The organism is Streptomyces sp. NPDC023573, from assembly GCF_055559735.1.
Map to the genome: position 1 here is coordinate 1 of NZ_JBVHKB010000007.1, position 16303 is coordinate 16303.

The following is a 16303-nucleotide window of genomic DNA, read 5'->3' on the forward strand; positions in this document are numbered from 1 at the left end:
TCGGCATCCAGGCCAGCAGGTCGAGGGCGGTCTGCACGATCTCCAGCAAGATCCGATTCTGCCCGGTGGTGTGCAGGGGCAGGTTGCGCAGGCCGATGGCGTGCGCGGCCCCGATGCGGTCCTCGGCCCGGGCCCGCAGTCGGTGACGGAGCTCGAGCTCGGAAATCGGGAGGCCGGCGGTGTTGGTGGCGAAGCACGTCAGCCGCACGCCGTCGGCATCGGTGATCCGCAACTGGGCTCCGGGGTGCGGCCGTTCCTTCCGGACGATGAGCCGCATGCCCTTGGGCCAGCCGTGAACGACGTCGCCGGCGAGTTCGGCGACCCAGGCGCCGCCGCGGACCTGGCCGCCGGTCTCGACGGCCGGCGTCCAAGCCGAGGCCGGGACCTTCAGGACGTGGCCGGCGACGGTGTTCGATCCCGCGTTGCCCGGTCTGAGCAGGGCCGCGACCGGTTCGCCGGTGCCGCCCGGTCCGTGGTCGACGAACCCCATCAGCGGCTGGTGGCCGCAGGTCCGTTTCCAGGTGGGTGCGGCGTCCTCCTTGTCGGAGTGCGCGAGAACCAGCACCCCGTCAAGGTCCACGGTCACCGTCCCGCCGGCATCGGGCGCCCCGGCATCGGCCAACTTCCGGACGCGGGCGCGGGCTTCGGCCCGCGCGGCGGGGAGATCCCTTCGAGGCACCACGACGAGTGCCTCGCTTCCGCCTGCCACCGGCCGCGCGCAGGCCAGGCCCCGGAGGTCAGAGGAACTCCTGAGCGACAGCCGTGCCAGTCCAGCCGGTAACGGCCCGTCAGCCGCCCGGCCATGATGCCTTCGACACCAGACGTAGATCCACTCGGCAGCCACCCACTCGGGGCCGTGGGGTTCGGGAGTGACGCGCCGCGCCGGCCCTGGACGAGCGGAGAATACGGCGCCCCAGAGCTTGGCTCCGTGCGGGTGACGCATGGTTACCGCGCTCACTCAGAGTGAAAAATGCTGGTAGAGGCACCACTGCTGTCACACGAACGGAGCACCCACCGATATGGCTCTGACCGCCACCATGCTGGCCGACGCCCTCGACGCCGCCGTCGCATCCGTCCGCTCCATGCCCGCCGACGACGCTTTGCAGCCCAAGGAAGGCGAGACGCGGGAGGAACGCGACGCCCGCAACAACCGGCTCATCGGAGCCCGTCTGGCCGCGAACAGCTCGGTCAACCTCCTCACCCCCGTCCTGCTCAACGCCTGCCGCAAAGCGAGCGAGAGCAAGCCGCTGACGGACCTGGAGACCGATCTGGTCGACCTCGCACGCCTCGCCGCCCCCACCCCCGACGAGATCGCCGGCTACGGGCAGGCCTTCGCCGGCCTGGCAGCCGACCAGAGCGCGGCCCTCTTCCCCGAGGACACCGCAGGCCTCACCACCGACTCCTCCTATAGCTACGCAGACGCCTCCCGGGACCTGCCCAAGTACTGGGACCGCATCAGCGCACTGCCCAACGTGATCAAGCCCGGCGCGAGGCTGGACGAGGGGAGCTTGCCCTCAGCCGAGGACATCCAGCGGCTCGGCTGGAGCCGGCCCCTGCCCGCCGAGGACGCCGAGGATTTGCCCGGGGGCCTTTTCGGGTTTCTTCACAGCGCGGTAGTAGAGCTCGTCAAAGCCAAGTGTCACTCCGACACGGTCGGCGAGTGGGGCGACGATGAGGTCTACTTCATCATTCACACAGCGACCAAGAAGCACGGGCTGACCAGCACTACGCAGACGGTCGAACACTTCAAAGACGGGGTCACGCAGGACTACAACTACCTTCAGTTCATCGCTACCAACTCCGACAAGAAGGACTATCCCCCGCCTCCGGAGACCGGCACCATCATCGGGATCCTCGAAGGCTGGGAGGAGGACCACGGCAAGAGCAAGGTACTGGAGGAGATCAAGAAGAAGGCCAACGAGATCAGTGAGAAGCTGATCGAAGGAATCAAGGACCCCACGAAGAAGAAGGGCCAGCTCCAGGCAGCAGCCGGAGTGATCCTAGCCATCGTCTCCCTGTTCATCGACGCCTGGTGCGACGACTTCATCGCCCTGGAGAGCTTCGAGCTGGACGACTCCAGCTTCAAGAACAAAGAAGAGTTCGCCGTCATGCTCGTCCGGAAGAACGACTACGGCCACGAGGTCCTCGAATGGGGCAAGTACGAGGCCTTCCTGCAAGCCCACTACGACAAGCGGGAAATGTAACCGCTGTACCGGCCAGATGACCTCGGCAGAGGCAAGGATGACCGACCGAGCTCGCGGCACCGAAGCGCGACCGACCGGTCCTCCTCCACGTGCGCGGCGCTCCGAAGAAGCATGACTTCGAGTCTGCGCAGCCCCCATGGTGTGCGGCGCCGCGCCATTCCCCACTGTGCTCGCGCTGCTGAAACTCACCTGGGTGACATCACGCCCCCGGCTACCATGCGAAGCGCCCCCTTCCCCGGCAGCTCCAATGCCTAGGAAGGGGGCGCTTGTCTCTCTGAGCCGGCCCATCCGATGGAGGAGACGTTGCTGTACGCGTCGTACTCGGACCCGAGGTCTTCGATGATCTCGTCCCAGATGGCATCGAGCTCGTCGACATCGTCGTTCATCCAGGCGTCGACAGCGCGGTCCCAGACGCCCGCACGGTGACACTCCGGCTGGAGATGTCCCGCTGGCGTTTGTCTCTACGCGGGACCGGTCGACGGGGTTGATCTCGATGCGGGTTCCGCGGCCGTCGCGGTTGAGCCGCTTTGTGAGGTCAGCTGCCACGTTGCGGCGACGCAGGTCCCAGTACGCGGCATCGAGCCTGGACCGGTTGGCCTTGTTCGGGATCCGCTCTTCGGCGAGCCAGGCCATCAGGGTGCGGGGGAAGACGTGGATGCCGGCGCGGTCCATCGCCTCGTATCCGGCATCCGTCTTGGTCAGGTAGTTCAGCCGTGCGGCCAAGCCGCGTTCACTGTCGACGGGCGAGGCGATGCCGGTCACCATCCCCTCGATCGCGATACCGAGCGCGTCCGCGCCCAGGACGCCCCGGGCGTTGTACATGCCCAGGTCCGTCCAGCGGCTGGCCATCAGTCGGCCCCCGTTCCCACCGTGCTCACCGGACGCCTTGCCGTCACCGTGCTTGATCTTCATCGGGGACACGCGTTGCCGTAATCTGCCCCGGCGCGCGGCCTGACGGGTCAACGCGACGCCCGCCCTTGGCCCCCTTGGGGGCGCGGATCGCGCCGATTCGGCTGTCGCTGCGGTCTCGGCGGCACGAGCCAGGAAGCGCCCGTAGCCGTAGTCCGCGCGGGCCAGCAGCACCGCAGGGCGGCCCGAAAGCGCGCCGGCCGGGCCGGTCGGGATTGGCGTTCGTGGCTGCGGATTCGCTCCAGGCGCCGTACCGGTATGTCACCGGGCCGGGATCGGCTGGGTCAGGTTCACCGGGTTGCCGTCAGGGTCCTGAATGTGGGCGACGCGCTGTCCCCACGGCATGTCCTTGGGGCCACTGCGGACAGAGCCACCCAGAGCCTCCACGCGGCCGAGCGTCTCGTCGACGTCGTCAACACCGATGCTGAGCAGCATCCGCGGTGCAGCCCCGGGTCCCAGGTCCGTCTTGGCCACCAGCCCGAGGTCGGTGTCGCCGATGCGCAAGCCCTGGTAGAAGGCCGGCCCTTCCTCCGGTATCCGGAAGATCTCCTCGGCGCCGAAGAGCTTTGTGTAGAAGCCGAGCAGGACGTCCTGGTCGGCAGTCAGGATCACTGGCTGGATGGTGGACATGGCACTCCTATGGAGAACGGTCGTGTCGCCGGGTAGACCGTTCCCGGACGTTGAACTCATCGGCATAGCCGCCCTGCCCGACGATCTACGCCCCAGCCTGGCGCCCACCACCAGCGCAAGTACCCCGAGAACCGGTCACACCAGCCCCTTGACCTGAGGTTTCAAGCGGGCGGCAACATCACTCGCCGTCGTTGACGCAGGGCAGCCGGTCGTGCCCCTTGACCTCCACCCAGCGCAGCAAGCGGTGCGGGAAGTTTTTGTCGTCTTCCGCTAACGGCGGGCTGCCGTCGGACCTGGGGCCGCATCGAGTCGGCAGCCGCATCACGCCGCACTCTCAGTCCGCCCGCCCGCCGGTCCGCCGCCGCAGGTCAACCCGGGCCGCGGGCGTGCGGCCGGGCGAGGTGGACCAGAAGGGTTGCCAGTGGATCCGGACGGACAGAGCGGTCGAGGCCCGTGTCTCGCCACCGCCAGCGCGGAGCAACATCAGCGCGGCCAGGGATGCCCTGCGCGCCGTCGACTGACGAATGATCATGGGGCTGAGTGGAACCGCAGCGCACCCGCCGGCAGCGGGAAGCGCAGAGGCGGCCCTCCGCCCACGCCCGAGGGCCGGCCTCTGACGAAGCGATGAACGGGAGTACACCTCTGTACAGTCGGCTCGCCGAAGAATGGTCAGCCAACGGCGCCACCGTCCCCTGCCGTCCTGCCCCGCTGTGGCGGAGTCCGGTGTCCTTCGAACACTTCAGGCGTGAGACGGAAGGCACGTTGCGCCGACTCAGTCTGAGAGCAGGAGCGCTCCCAGGAGACACAACGTGGCCGGTGCGGCTGAAGGCCCCTGGAGTGGTCCGCGCCTCGCCGCCGCCCCAGTGCTGAGCCTGCACCTGGCCCTCTCCGCCTCCGGTGGCGTGGGGCTCATGACACGACTACGGACGGGTTTCCTCGGGGCCCCGGCGGCGGTGACGGTGCTGCCGGGGCCCAGGGGTCCCACGCCGAACTACTGCACAGGTGTCGACGGGCACGCCCGGGAGGCGTCGGCGGGCTGCGGGCGCTTTGGGTTCGGTGGTCGGTGGTCAATCTGCGGGGCAGTATGTGTCCTTCGTGGGCATCTCACCGGCGACGAGGTAGCGCGTGGTGGTGTTCAGCGCGCAGGAGTTCTTGCCCAGGACGTAGACGCCGTGCCCGCTGTCGTCGACGCTGATCAGCCGGGCGCGGTCGCCGAACTTCTCGCGTAGCATTTTCCCGCCCAGGTGGGGGGTGGACGCGTCTCTGCGGTTCTGCAGAAGCAGCACGTTGCGCGGGCCTTCGGTGTCGACCTCCACGGGCGGTTCTGCGGGGGCGTACGGCCAGAAGGCGCAGGGTGTGATGTTGGCGGTCGCTGCGCCGTACAGCGGGTAGCGTTCGCGGTCCTCGGTGACGCCCTGCCGGTAGGTGTTGACGTCTTCGGGCCATTGGACGTCGTTGCAGGTGACGGCGAGAAACACGGTCAGGGCGTTGTCGGTCGGTGACAGCCCGTTCTCCGCTGTTTCATCTGGGGTGGCAGTCAGGCCGCGGGCCGCAGTCTCGTCCCCTTCGAGTAGCGTCTGCCAGGTCTGCGCCAGCGTCGGGTACTGCGTCTGCTTGTACAGGTGGCCGAATGTCAAAAGCCGGAAGAGGTTGCCGTCGATCCCTGCGACGGGGGCCTTGTCGAGTCTGCCGGCGAGGGCGAGGTAGGACGCCCGGACTTGCCTGGGTGTGCGGCCCAGGCCGTAGCTGTCGTGCCGGCGGGCGGCCCATTTCGCGAAGTCCGGCAGGGCCTGCTCCATGCCGAGTGCGAAGCGGCGCATGCCTTCGCGGTCGAGGTGGGTGTCTCCGATGTTGCTGTCGAGCACCATCCGGTCGGAGCGATCGGGGAACATTGACGCGTAGGCGGCGCCGAGTGCCGTGCCGTAGGAATAGCCGAGGTAGCTGGTCTTCCCCTCGCCGAGCGCAGCCCGGATCCGGTCGAGGTCGCGGGCGGTGTTGGCGGTGGTGAGGTGGCGCAGTCGTCCGTCGTCATCGTTGTCCGCGCACTGCTTGGCTGCCTGCTCAGCGACTTTCGCCTGTGCGGTAACTGCGGCGTCATCGACCGCGTAGGGCGGGATGTTGGAGTAGTAAGGGCTGTCTGTGGTGAAGCCGCAGCTGACCGGTGCGGAATGACCGATCCCGCGGGTGTCCATGCCGATCAGGTCGTAGCGGTCGGTGACGCTGCTGGGCAGGCCCTGGGCCACCAGTAGCGCGGACAGCGCCAGCCCGGATCCGCCGGGGCCGCCCGGGTTGAGCATGAGGACGCCGCGCCTCTTGCCCGGGTTGGTGGACGCCAGTTGGGAGAGGGTGAGGTCGATCTGCTCGCCCTCCGGCTCGGCGTAGTCCAACGGCACGGGCACGGTGGCGCACTTCAACACGGTCGGAGCGGCTTCTGCCACGACGTCGTCGGGGCACTGGCCCCACTTCACCTGAGGCGCTTTCGCCTCCTCGGCGGCGGCGGGCACGGTGGTCAGCGAGGCACCCAGGCCAAAGACCGCCAGGAGGGCCAGGCTCTGGGCGACATTGCTTTGTCGGTTCATGTCCAGTCTCCGCATGCCGGGTTCGTGGTGGGGTGGTCGCGACCATCCCACTCCGTGCCCCTGGGGCACGGTCAACATCTGGTGGGCTGGTACCGGCCGGGGTTGACCGTGCCCCAGGGGCAGGGTTTTCAATGGTGGTTGGGCATGATCCTGGAGAGGGGGCTCCCGGTGGCGTGGAGTACCCGTCAGCTGGCGGAACTCGCGGGGACGACGGCGAAGGCCGTCCGGCACTACCACGAGATCGGCCTGCTGGATGAGCCGGAGCGGGCGTCCAACGGCTACAAGCGTTATGGCGTCAGTCATCTGGTGCGGCTGCTGCGTATCCGCAGACTGACCGACCTCGGCGTTGCCCTCGCAGATGTCCCCTCGGTCGAGAGCGGTGAGGGAAGAGCACGGCTGATTCTTCAGGACCTGGATGCCGAACTTGCGGCGGACATCGAACGCCGACGGCGGATGCGGCGGGACCTGGCGGCCATCATGGACAACCGGGCCGCGCTCGACATGCCCCCGGACTTCAGGACGCTCACTGACGACCTGCCCGAAGACCAGCGATCCCTGCTGATGGCCTACTCCAGCATCCTCACACCCGAAGCGATGGCAGCGCTTCGCGAACAGCTTTCGGGACCTCGTGGAGAGCTCGAAAAGGAATTCGCGGCACTCGACGAGGACGCCCCTGACGCCGTACGGCAGCGGCTGGCCGAGCGGATGGCACCCGAGGTCCGCCAGCAGCACCGGGATCATCCCGGCCTGGCGGACCTCGGGCTGTCCTCGCGCCGGGAGAAAACTGTTGCTGAGTCGGTCGTCGTGCACGCACTGGTCGAGTTCCACAACCGGGCGCACCTCGACGTGCTGCGACGCGTTCACAGCATCCTCGTCGAGAATGGCACCTCAGGCAGCGAGAGCGGCGACGTCCAGCCGTGAGGGCGGCGCCGGGCGGGCGCATGCCCCGTCTGCGTTGTCCGCGCGGTGTCATACCGGCCTACAGAAACGAGGCACATGCGGCAGCTGCGGGCGGTGGGCGTCAGCCCGCGATCAAGATCCCTCCCGCCACGGCCGCAGCGACCCCCACGAGAAGGGCCCCGACAGCGAACGCGATCTCGCCGACGTGGGAGCGGTGTTCGGCGGCGAGATCTGTGGTGAAGACGACCGGGTTGTCCGGGCGGTAGTGGATCGTGAGGTCCCGGCCGCGCGAGCGGGCGGGATCGCTCAGCCCTACGGTGCGGTAGGCGGTCACGGCGGTGCCGTCGTGGGTGGTGAAGGCGACGACCGGGGTGTGGCTGGTGGCGGTTTCGCCGTCCTCGTCGACGGTGACGTCCTTCAGTACGGCGATGACGCGGCCCGGGACCGGGCCGCCGGAGGCGAGGCCCTCGATGCGTAGGCGTGAGTCGCGTATGGCCCCGGGCAGGTAGGTCGTGCCCAGCAGCGTCCAGGGCACGCCGAAACCGATGAGGGCCCACGGCCAGCCCCAGTCGATCGAGGCGACGGCGACCAGCCCGACGTAGACCAGGAAGACCGCGAAGTTGGGCCAGCCGAGGCCGCTCCGTCCGGCGTCCGGGTCGGTGGTGAAGCGGTAGGCGTGCGGGCGGCCGGGAGGGTAGCGGATGCCGATCTCCCGGCCCGTCCAGGCCGTGCTGATTCGGTCGCCGCACTCGCCGTCGTTGGTGACGGTGAACTCCTGCCCCGTGGCGGGATCGCGGAAGGTGACGACCACGGCGATCCCCTCGCGTCCCGAGCTCCCGTGCCGGGGCTCCGTGACTCGTTCGATCCGGCCCATGACGCGGACCGCCCGCTGGCCGCGGGTCACCCCGGCCAGCGACCGTCCGTATCCGACGAGCGCGACGGCGCCGAGGACGATGCACCACAACGCCAGATACCCGTGCCAGCCCATCCGTGCTCCTCCTGGTCCTGATAGCCTGCCCCGCCCGGCTCACCCGCTCCGTTCGGGCGCCCGTCCGTCTGTCAGCGCGCCGAGACGCGCCGCACGATCTCGCCGTGGCCGTTCGCCTCCAACGAGGCGGCGCCGTCGGCGCCGGCCACCCCGACTCTGAGGGTGAGGGTGCCGGACAGGCTCTCGGCGGTGAGCTGCCAGGTCTGCGGGGAGCGGACACCGAGAGTGGCTTTGGCCTCGCGGACGAGGGCGGGGATGCGCGGGTAGGGCAGCGCGTCCAGGACGAAGCCGGGTGCCTGCGAGCCCGCAGGGGTGAAGACGACGGTGAGCAGGCGGTCCTGCACGACGACGGTGAGAGCCTGGCGCTTTCTGCCGTCGCCCTTGGTGAGCGAATCGACCGCCAAACGCAGCCGGCCCTCGTCAAACAGGGACTGTCCGGGGCCGAGGGCGACGGTGCCCGACGCAGCCGAGACGATCGTGGTGGACGAGGTTCCGGGGTCGGCGGGCCCAGCGGCCGAGGGTGGCCGGTCGGTAGGGTCTTCCGCGCCGAAGAGGTCGGCCCGGAAGACGAAGACCACGCCGGCCGCGCCGAGCAGCAGGGCGAGGAGGGTGAGGTAGCCGCCGACGGTGCCGTCCGGGGGCCGCTCGTCGGTCAGGGCCGGGCCGGGCGCTGAATCGATGTGGGCCGCGGTCGCGCGGTCCTCCCATTCCGGTGTCGGGCGCTTCACCAGCTTCACCGCCCACGGCTGGTGCGGTGGGTACTGGACGACGACGATGCCGCCTGGTTTGTAGTCGGGCAGGTCGACGAGATTGACGGACTGGGTCGACTCGACGCGGTACGCCGGTCCGCCGTCCGGGGCGACGGTGAGGTCGAAGCGGACGGGCACGTCGCTGGTCTCCCCGCCGGTGGCGCGCAGGCTCTCGATCTTGGCGAGCGTGGTACGGGGGACGATGGCCGCCTCGCGTGCGCGCTCGGGCGCCCCAGCGGCGAGGACCAGCAGTCCGTAGGCGATGGGGACGGCCAAGCCGCCGACCAGCAGGGGAACGCGTTCGAGGACAGTGCCGACGACGAGTGCGGCGAGCGAGCTCCCGATCACCGCGCCCGTGAGGATTCCGCGGGCGAGGTCGAGGGGGGTGCGGCGCGTCGGCGGTGCGCTCGGAGGTGCCGGCGTGATCGTCATACCGAGATTGTGGCGGCCCGGGCCGTGGCCCGGTAGGTATCCGGGCGCCTTTCTCTCTCCCTCCAACGGCGTTGCTAGAAAAGGACGTTGTCACCTCCCAGGCATCACAGGCGCGACTACTCGGCCACGCCGATGAGCACGTCCCCGAGTCGGCCCCAGGTCGGCCGCAGCTGCGTGACACCCGTTCGACGAGTTGATCGAAACGATCATCGCCCCCACCAGGCCAGTACGCCCCGCAGACCCTGATCACCCATGACGCTTACGTCAGCTGATCGGACATCCCGATCACGTACGCACCCACCATGCGACCGTCCTGGCCTCACATGGTCAACAAATCGCCCGACCCGGTCACAGAGGTCAGCGTGTACTTCCGCATCACGTACAAAGGCAAAGATCATCTGCTGCTGCTGCCCGCCTACAACCTGCCCCCTTGCACAGAAATGGTCTTCCCCATGGAAAAGCAGAAGGCCGAGTTGGGTGGCCACTGGGCCGGCCTGTCCGACGTGACTCACTGGGACGTTCCCTGGATGTTCTTCACCGACAGCTCCGGAGAGAGCTGGGCGCGAGGTCTGACCCACCTCGCGCTGGTTGACGAGGAGGGCAAGGAGGCGACTACGAGAGCGAAGACGAAGCAAGACACACCGACGGTCGCAACAGAGCCTCAGCCCAAGCGCGTGGAGCCGTGCGGAGCAGGAAATTAGCTGCCTCTACCCGGCGCGCGTACGGAACCGCCCACACAGCTCCGTCGCAGCCCAACCCGAAGAGGCGGTCCCTGGCGGTGTCGAACAGCGCCTCAGCCTCCCGCAGCCCCTCGGAACGGGGCGGACGGTAAGCCGGCTCGGTGTGCAGGATCGCCATCTCGCCGGCGAGGGCGGTCGCGATGCCGCGGAGCGCGCGTTCGGTCCTGCTTCGTCGCCGTCGCGGGGCTCGGTCTGCTCCAACGCATTGAGCTCGCGCACTGCCTGGAGCTCCCCCGGGCCACGGTCGTCGTCGGCCAGGCGCTCGTGCCTGGAGACGCACGGCGAGGGCGTCGGCTGGCGTAGCGGGCGGACATACGCTCCAGCCCCGGGGTCGGAGCACACAGTGGAAAGCTCGGTGGAGCCTGTTGACCTCGAACGATTTCTGGATCACTGGCGGAAGGTCTACGGCGGCGGCGTCTTCCGGAGCGGCGTCGAGCTGGCCTGATATGGCGGCTACGCACCTGCGCGGTGAGAGCGGCTGTCACGGCGTCCGGAGGGGTTGTGGTGCCCGTGCGTGATCACCGGCACGGTGGTCAGCGGGGTGCTGCGGCGACTGCGGACCGGGGCTCCGTGGCGCGATCTGCCCGAGCGTAGCGGCTACTTCCAGGCCGACGTCGACGCCTGGCTCGCGCACGCCCCGGCCGCGCACCTCGGTCCTCTGCGTCGAGCCGTTGGTCAGGTTCGTCCCCTGCGCGAGGGTCCGCGCACGAGCACTTTGATCATTGATCTTATGGCAGGTCGAAGCGAGTTGACGGAAGCGGCGCGGGAGTCGGTGACGAAGCAGACGTGCTCGTCCGGGTTCGCCTTGAGGAACCCCAGGATCGGGAACCAGACCGCCACAGGGTGGGGCCGGGTTGGCCACGATGGTTGGCGGGTGAGAGTGCGACCTGTTGGCAGAGCGTGAGATCCGAGGGCCTACAGGCCGTGTATCGAGGGTGCTCGTGACGTACGAGGACTACCAGCGGTCAAGAGGGCGCTCACCGACGAGAAGGCCGCCGCCGGCTGACCGGCGACGGCACATGGCAGGGGCCCGGACCGGCCCGCGGTTGTGACTGAGCACTTCACGTGGCGAGCTGAGCGTTCAGTATCAGCGGTAGGCGCCGATTGCTGTCAGGTACAGGGCGAAGGCGGTGCCGGTCGCGCCGCCGCCGACCAGGAGGGCCTCGGCAGGGTGCGTGCCGGCGCGCCATGCGGTGAAGGCGGCGGCGCAGCCGATGTGCAGGGCCACCGACAGCGCCAGCAGCATCATCAGGACCTGGAGCGTAGACATCGCGGTCTCCTTGGACGAGTGGTCCACTGCGTCATGCGGACCAGATGGGTGCGAGATTGCCTGTCCTGAGGCGTGTCCTGCCGCTGGCCGCCACAGAGTTGGACGGACCCGCTGCCGGGCAGCTGGTGGCGGGCTTGGGGAACTCAGTGTCCGGCGGTGTCCTGAACCGACACGGCCGGACACCGTCGAGTACGGGACGGGGCATGGGCGACACACCGGACTTCTTCACCGACCTGCAGCGGGTGGGCGAGTTCAAACGGCTCCAGATGGGCGGTCGGCCCTCGGACAACGTGCTTTCCAAGGCCACCAAGCCGCAGCTGTCCCGCGACACGGTCGGCGCCTGGTTGCGGGGGAAACGCTTCCCGCGAGAGCTGGACAAGTTGCTGGCCGTCCTCGAACTGATCAGAGGGGAGGCTGCCCTCAAGGGCTTGCTGGGCTCCCCGGCCGACACGTCCTCGGACGAGAGCGTCGCCGAGCTCCTGGACGACGACCGCTGGGACCGGACATGGACGGCCGAGTTGCAGCGCCGGACGCGGTCGAACCACGAGGCGCTGCAACGCAAGCAGGCCCTCGGCGCGCTCGAGGACAAGGAACGGCGGACTCGCCAGGACGCGCTGGCGGACCGCCCTCGCCCGGTACGGCACTGGTCACCGAAGCGGCTGGGAGTGCACCCAGCCGTGCCGGGCGGACCCACGACGACGGGGGGCGGCGACTTCGTCCTGCCCACCTATGTGCCGCGCCCTCACGACGCCGCCTTGCGGGCCCGTCTGATCGCCGCAGTGGCCGGCGGCGAGCCACTACTGGTGGTGGTGCGCGGGGAGTCGTGCACCGGCAAGACCCGCACCGCCGTGGAAGCCTTGACGGCGGTTCCGGACGACTTCCGGCTGTTCCTCCCCGCAGATGCCGACAGCCTCCTGGCCATGCTGAACGCGAAGGCTCTGAGCCCGCGTTCCGTACTGTGGTTGAACGAGGCTCAGCACTACCTGGGCGGCCCCGCCGGTGAGGCCGCCGCGGCCGCGCTCCTGCGCCGCCTCGACGACGACGGCCCGTTCCTCGCGTTCGCCACCTTGTGGCCCGACCACGACAAGGCGCTCACCGTCGGCACCCCTCCCGGCTCCGGCCAGCCAGACCCCCATCGGCAGGCCCGGACGCTGCTGGCCCAGGCGCACCACGTCCGCCTTCCCGCCTCCTTCGCCGACGATCTGGACGCCGTCCGTGACGCCGCCCGGCACGACCCGTCCCTGGCCACCGCTCTGGAGAGCGGAGGAACCGACATCACCCAGGTGCTGGCCGCCGGACCAGACCTGGTGGCGCACTATGAAGACCCGGCCGACCCGCACGGCCCTGCCCCCTACGGCAAGGCCCTGATCAGCGCGGCGATGGACGCGCACCGTCTCGGCGTCACCGGGCCGATGCCGCTGACCTTCCTTCAGGAGGCGGCGCGCGGCTACCTCACCCGCAAGGAAATCACCGCCGCCGACCCCGATTCCTGGTTCACCGGTGCCCTCGCTCACGCTCGCACCATGATCAAGCGGGTCGTCAGGCCGCTGCAGGACGTGCCCCGTCCCTCCGACATGGGCGCTCTCCCCGGCGTCGTCACCCTCGCCGACTACCTCCAGCAGTACGGCCGTACCCAGCGGCACGATGTGGTTCCCCCGGACAGCTTCTGGCAGGCGGCCCTCGACCACGCCCCGTGTGACGCGGACCGGCGTGCGCTCGCCCAGGCGGCCGAGGAACGCGGCCGACTTCGTCACGCGGCGCTGCTGCTGCACCGTGCGGCGCACGGCGGCGACCGGGAGTCGGCGGCAAAGCTGGCGCGGCTGCTGGACCGGGCCGGACGCGCCGAGGAAGCCCATGCCTGGTGGCGCTGGGCCGCCGAGGCGGGCGACGTCCGAGCCATGGTCACCGTCGGAACCTACCTGCAGCGGAACGGGCAGGACGCTGAGGCGCTGCGATGGTGGTCCGAGGCGGCCGATGCCGGTGACATGGATGCCCCTTGCCTGGTGGCCTACCACCTGGACGCCGCCGGGCGCGGCGAAGAGGCTCGAGGCTGGTGGGATCGGGCGAACCAGGCCCAGCGCGAGTATTACTACGTCAACCGGTCGATCATGGGGTTCTTGCTCGCGGAAGGCCGGAGCGACGAGGCGATCACCTGGGCCCCCAGACGCTGCAGCTTCTCGGGAGGAACGTACGACTGGGCGGTCCTGGCGCGACTGCTGCACCATCAGGGCCGCGTCAACGACGCGATCACGTGGTGGATGCGGCTGATCAGCACCAAGGATCTGGACGAGGGCGACTACACGGAAGTACTGCGCGAGGCGGCGGATGTGATGGTCGAAGCCGGAAGGACCGAGGAGGCGATCGGTTGGCTCCGTGATCTGGCCGATCGCGGCAACCAGCATGCCGAATATGAATTCGTGGCTCGTCTCAAGGCGCTCGGCCGGGGCGACGAGGCCATCCGATGGCTGAAGAACCACGCCGCCGCCCGGGCGACCACCGTCAACGACCACACCGTCGGATGGGTGGCCGACCTGCTGGAGGACGACGGGCGCGCACCCGAGGCGCTGGCGTGGTTGCATCAGTGGGCCGCTGCCGGCGACGGGCCGGCCCTGGCCCGGGCGGTCGCCTCGCTCCAAGCCGCAGGCCGTTCGGCGGAGGCGCTCCGGTGGCTGGCCACCGACGGGCCCCCCTCCCCGGCGGGCGTGGAACGCACCCGGCCACTGGGCCGGATGAGCGAGCTGCTGCATGCCGCGGGCCATTCTTCGCTCGCCTTGGTCCTGGTGCAGGAGGCCGCGGACCCTCTGGGGAACGGTGAACGCCTCCTCCTGTGGTCCGTCGAGGCGTACGCGCGTTCCCGTGCCGATGTCACTGCGGCCCAGGCGGTTCAGGAATGGGAAGAGGCCCGCTCCTCCCTCGACGCAAGCGGGATCATGCTCGCCACGATGCTCCTGGACGCCACCGGCGCCTACGAGGACCTGCTCAGCCGGATCGTGGCGGCTCGGGCCACCGCACCACCGGTCAGCGAAGCCGAGGACGAGCGGCAAATCCGGGACTGGATGCAGGCGAGAATCGGCTCCGGGGACCCCCGCCTGATCGCCAGAGCGGCGTGTGTGGCCGAGCGGTCCGGTTTTTCCGACGAGGCCCTCAGCGCCTACCAGTACCTGCATGGCACCGGCCGCGGCTGGTTCTCCGCCCCGGATCGCACGCCGCTCGTCCTTCTGCTGGAAGCCCAGGGCCGAGTCGATGAGGCCGTGCACCATCTGTGGGGAGAGGACGACGACCCGGGTTTCGTCATCCGGTCGGCGGTGGCGGCTCTGCTGACCCGGTCCCGCCGCCTCGACGACGCCGTCACCCTGCTCCTGCGCAGCCACGACTTCAGTGGCGTCGCACGCCTTTATGAGGAGGCGGGACGCAACGAAGCAGCTGCCACGGCCTGGCGACGTTCCGCCGACAGCGGCAACAGGTACGCACTCGACGACGCTGTGCGTCTCCTCGGACAAGAGGGCAGAGCCGACCGGGCCCGGCAGCTGCGGCGCTACGGCTGGAACCAGGACGGCACCCTTGCCGAGCCATGGACCTGCCCGGACGCGACCGCGCCCTTCGACGGTGCCGAGCCCCTGTCGGCCCTCTGAGGACGATCCGCCGCGCTGCTGTCCCGCGGTTCGCGAGTCGTGCTGGGCTGGGCGGGGCTTCGGTGAGTCAGGCCGGTGAACCTGCAGGCTCAGCTCGCCGACTCAACCGCTCATCCGCCAACTGAAGCGCTCAGTGACAGGGGCTCGCGAGCTGTTCGGGGTACGGCGGGGCTACAGGTCGAACTCGAGGTGCTCGATGTCGGTGAAGCGGACCTCGTCCAGGAAGCCGGCGCGGCGGCGGGCTGGTTCAGGTTCGACGCGGTGGTCATGAGGTTCCCCCTGGGGATCGTTGGTGCGCTCCGGGTTGAGCGCGAGGCCACAGTCCGCGATCCGATCCGTACGATCGAGTTGTCGCGAAAATCCGTTCCAGCCCTCTGCCAGGCAGGTCCTGACGGGGCGTAGAGAAGAATTCGCGAGCGCTTGACGAACGGGTGTCGCGGGGTGGCGGCAGCACCTTCGAGCACCGGGGGGGCAAGCCCCGCAACCCCCGGGTCGAGGGATCGCAGATTTCCGACGCGGCGGGCCGTATTCAAGAAATCGGGCCGACGCGGTTCAAGGCTCGGACTTCTTGGGACGAGGAACGCGCCGAACGCGCACGCCATCAGCACGATCACCACTCCGGCCACGGTCAACGGCACGACCCATCCCGGTCGACGCTCGCGATTAGCACACCCGGCACCGTGACCTTTCGACGCACGTCGAATCGATTGGATGCCCACGACCCTGGTGCCAGGCTGAGCTCGGCAACTGCAGGACTCGTCCGTGCGATATCAGGAGACCTCATGATCTTCGTCAGCATCACCACAACCGACCTCGAGCGCAGCAAGGCCTTCTACACGGCGCTCGGCTGCGACATCAACCCGATGTTCACCGACGAGAACGCCGCGTGCGTCGTCTGGGACGAGAACACGAACTTCATGGTGCTCACCCACGGGCACTTCTCGCAGTTCACCGACAAGCAGATCGCCGACCCGCACACGGTCGCCCAGGTGCTGCTGTCGTTCTCGCGCGACTCGCGGGACCACGTCGACAGGACCGTCGACGCCGGTGTCACCGCTGGCGGCCGTGAGCCGAGATCGGCGCAGGATCACGGGTTCATGTACGGGCGCTCCCTCGAGGACCCGGACGGCAACATCTTCGAGTTCCTCTACATGGAGCCCCAGGCCACCGAGCAGGGTCCTGAGGCGTACGTCGCCGAGCACGGCGCGGGACCGGACCTCGTTCCCGGTCGGTGACCCAGCGCCGGCCCCGGATACGCTCGTCCGCCGCG

Annotated in this window: 10 protein-coding genes and 3 pseudogenes; 6 read left to right on the forward strand and 7 right to left on the reverse strand. The window is 69.2% G+C overall.

Features of this window, described 5'->3' with window-relative positions; all coding sequences use genetic code 11:
• Positions 1-706: pseudogene (locus ACZ32T_RS22295) on the reverse strand (transposase); the annotation flags it as partial.
• Positions 707-1019: 313 nt separating this feature from the next.
• On the opposite strand from ACZ32T_RS22295, the gene ACZ32T_RS22300 reads away from it, so the two are divergent.
• Positions 1020-2204 (forward strand): hypothetical protein, encoded by a 1185-nt coding sequence (locus ACZ32T_RS22300; RefSeq protein WP_467368568.1) that lies wholly within the window; start codon positions 1020-1022, stop codon positions 2202-2204.
• Positions 2205-2455: 251 nt separating this feature from the next.
• Here the strand turns inward: ACZ32T_RS22300 and ACZ32T_RS22305 are convergent.
• The 3 genes and pseudogenes from ACZ32T_RS22305 to ACZ32T_RS22315 form a co-directional block, all read right to left on the reverse strand.
• A pseudogene (locus ACZ32T_RS22305) lies at positions 2456-3053 on the reverse strand (transcriptional regulator).
• Between the two features lie 321 nt (positions 3054-3374).
• Positions 3375-3743, reverse strand: a complete 369-nt coding sequence (locus tag ACZ32T_RS22310) for a VOC family protein (RefSeq protein ID WP_467368570.1) — start codon at positions 3741-3743, stop codon at positions 3375-3377.
• A 1067-nt stretch (positions 3744-4810) separates the two neighbouring features.
• Complete coding sequence (locus tag ACZ32T_RS22315) at positions 4811-6322, reverse strand: alpha/beta hydrolase (RefSeq protein WP_467368572.1); 1512 nt, start codon at positions 6320-6322, stop codon at positions 4811-4813.
• Between the two features lie 108 nt (positions 6323-6430).
• Between ACZ32T_RS22315 and ACZ32T_RS22320 the strand changes: the two genes are divergently transcribed.
• Positions 6431-7243, forward strand: coding sequence for a MerR family transcriptional regulator (locus ACZ32T_RS22320; RefSeq protein ID WP_467369007.1), 813 nt, complete (start codon positions 6431-6433; stop codon positions 7241-7243).
• 100 nt (positions 7244-7343) lie between these two features.
• Here ACZ32T_RS22320 and ACZ32T_RS22325 read toward each other — a convergent pair whose 3' ends face one another.
• Together ACZ32T_RS22325 and ACZ32T_RS22330 are read right to left on the reverse strand one after the other, a co-directional pair.
• Complete coding sequence (locus ACZ32T_RS22325; RefSeq protein ID WP_467368574.1) at positions 7344-8210, reverse strand: DUF3592 domain-containing protein; 867 nt, start codon at positions 8208-8210, stop codon at positions 7344-7346.
• 71 nt (positions 8211-8281) lie between these two features.
• The gene (locus tag ACZ32T_RS22330; protein ID WP_467368576.1) at positions 8282-9391 is read right to left on the reverse strand and encodes a hypothetical protein; all 1110 of its coding nucleotides are present in this window, start codon (positions 9389-9391) and stop codon (positions 8282-8284) included.
• A 362-nt stretch (positions 9392-9753) separates the two neighbouring features.
• On the opposite strand from ACZ32T_RS22330, the gene ACZ32T_RS22335 reads away from it, so the two are divergent.
• Together ACZ32T_RS22335 and ACZ32T_RS22340 are read left to right on the forward strand one after the other, a co-directional pair.
• The gene (locus ACZ32T_RS22335; RefSeq protein WP_467368577.1) at positions 9754-10092 is read left to right on the forward strand and encodes a hypothetical protein; all 339 of its coding nucleotides are present in this window, start codon (positions 9754-9756) and stop codon (positions 10090-10092) included.
• Between the two features lie 546 nt (positions 10093-10638).
• A pseudogene (locus tag ACZ32T_RS22340) lies at positions 10639-10733 on the forward strand (transposase); the annotation flags it as partial.
• A 485-nt stretch (positions 10734-11218) separates the two neighbouring features.
• On the opposite strand, the gene ACZ32T_RS22345 reads toward ACZ32T_RS22340, so the two are convergent.
• Complete coding sequence (locus ACZ32T_RS22345) at positions 11219-11401, reverse strand: hypothetical protein (RefSeq protein ID WP_467271948.1); 183 nt, start codon at positions 11399-11401, stop codon at positions 11219-11221.
• 203 nt (positions 11402-11604) lie between these two features.
• Between ACZ32T_RS22345 and ACZ32T_RS22350 the strand changes: the two genes are divergently transcribed.
• Positions 11605-15033 carry a tetratricopeptide repeat protein gene (locus ACZ32T_RS22350; RefSeq protein ID WP_467368579.1) on the forward strand — a complete coding sequence of 1143 codons (3429 nt, stop codon included), beginning with the start codon at positions 11605-11607 and terminating at the stop codon, positions 15031-15033.
• 782 nt (positions 15034-15815) lie between these two features.
• Positions 15816-16268 (forward strand): VOC family protein, encoded by a 453-nt coding sequence (locus ACZ32T_RS22355; protein WP_467271954.1) that lies wholly within the window; start codon positions 15816-15818, stop codon positions 16266-16268.
• Positions 16269-16303 lie beyond the last annotated feature (35 nt).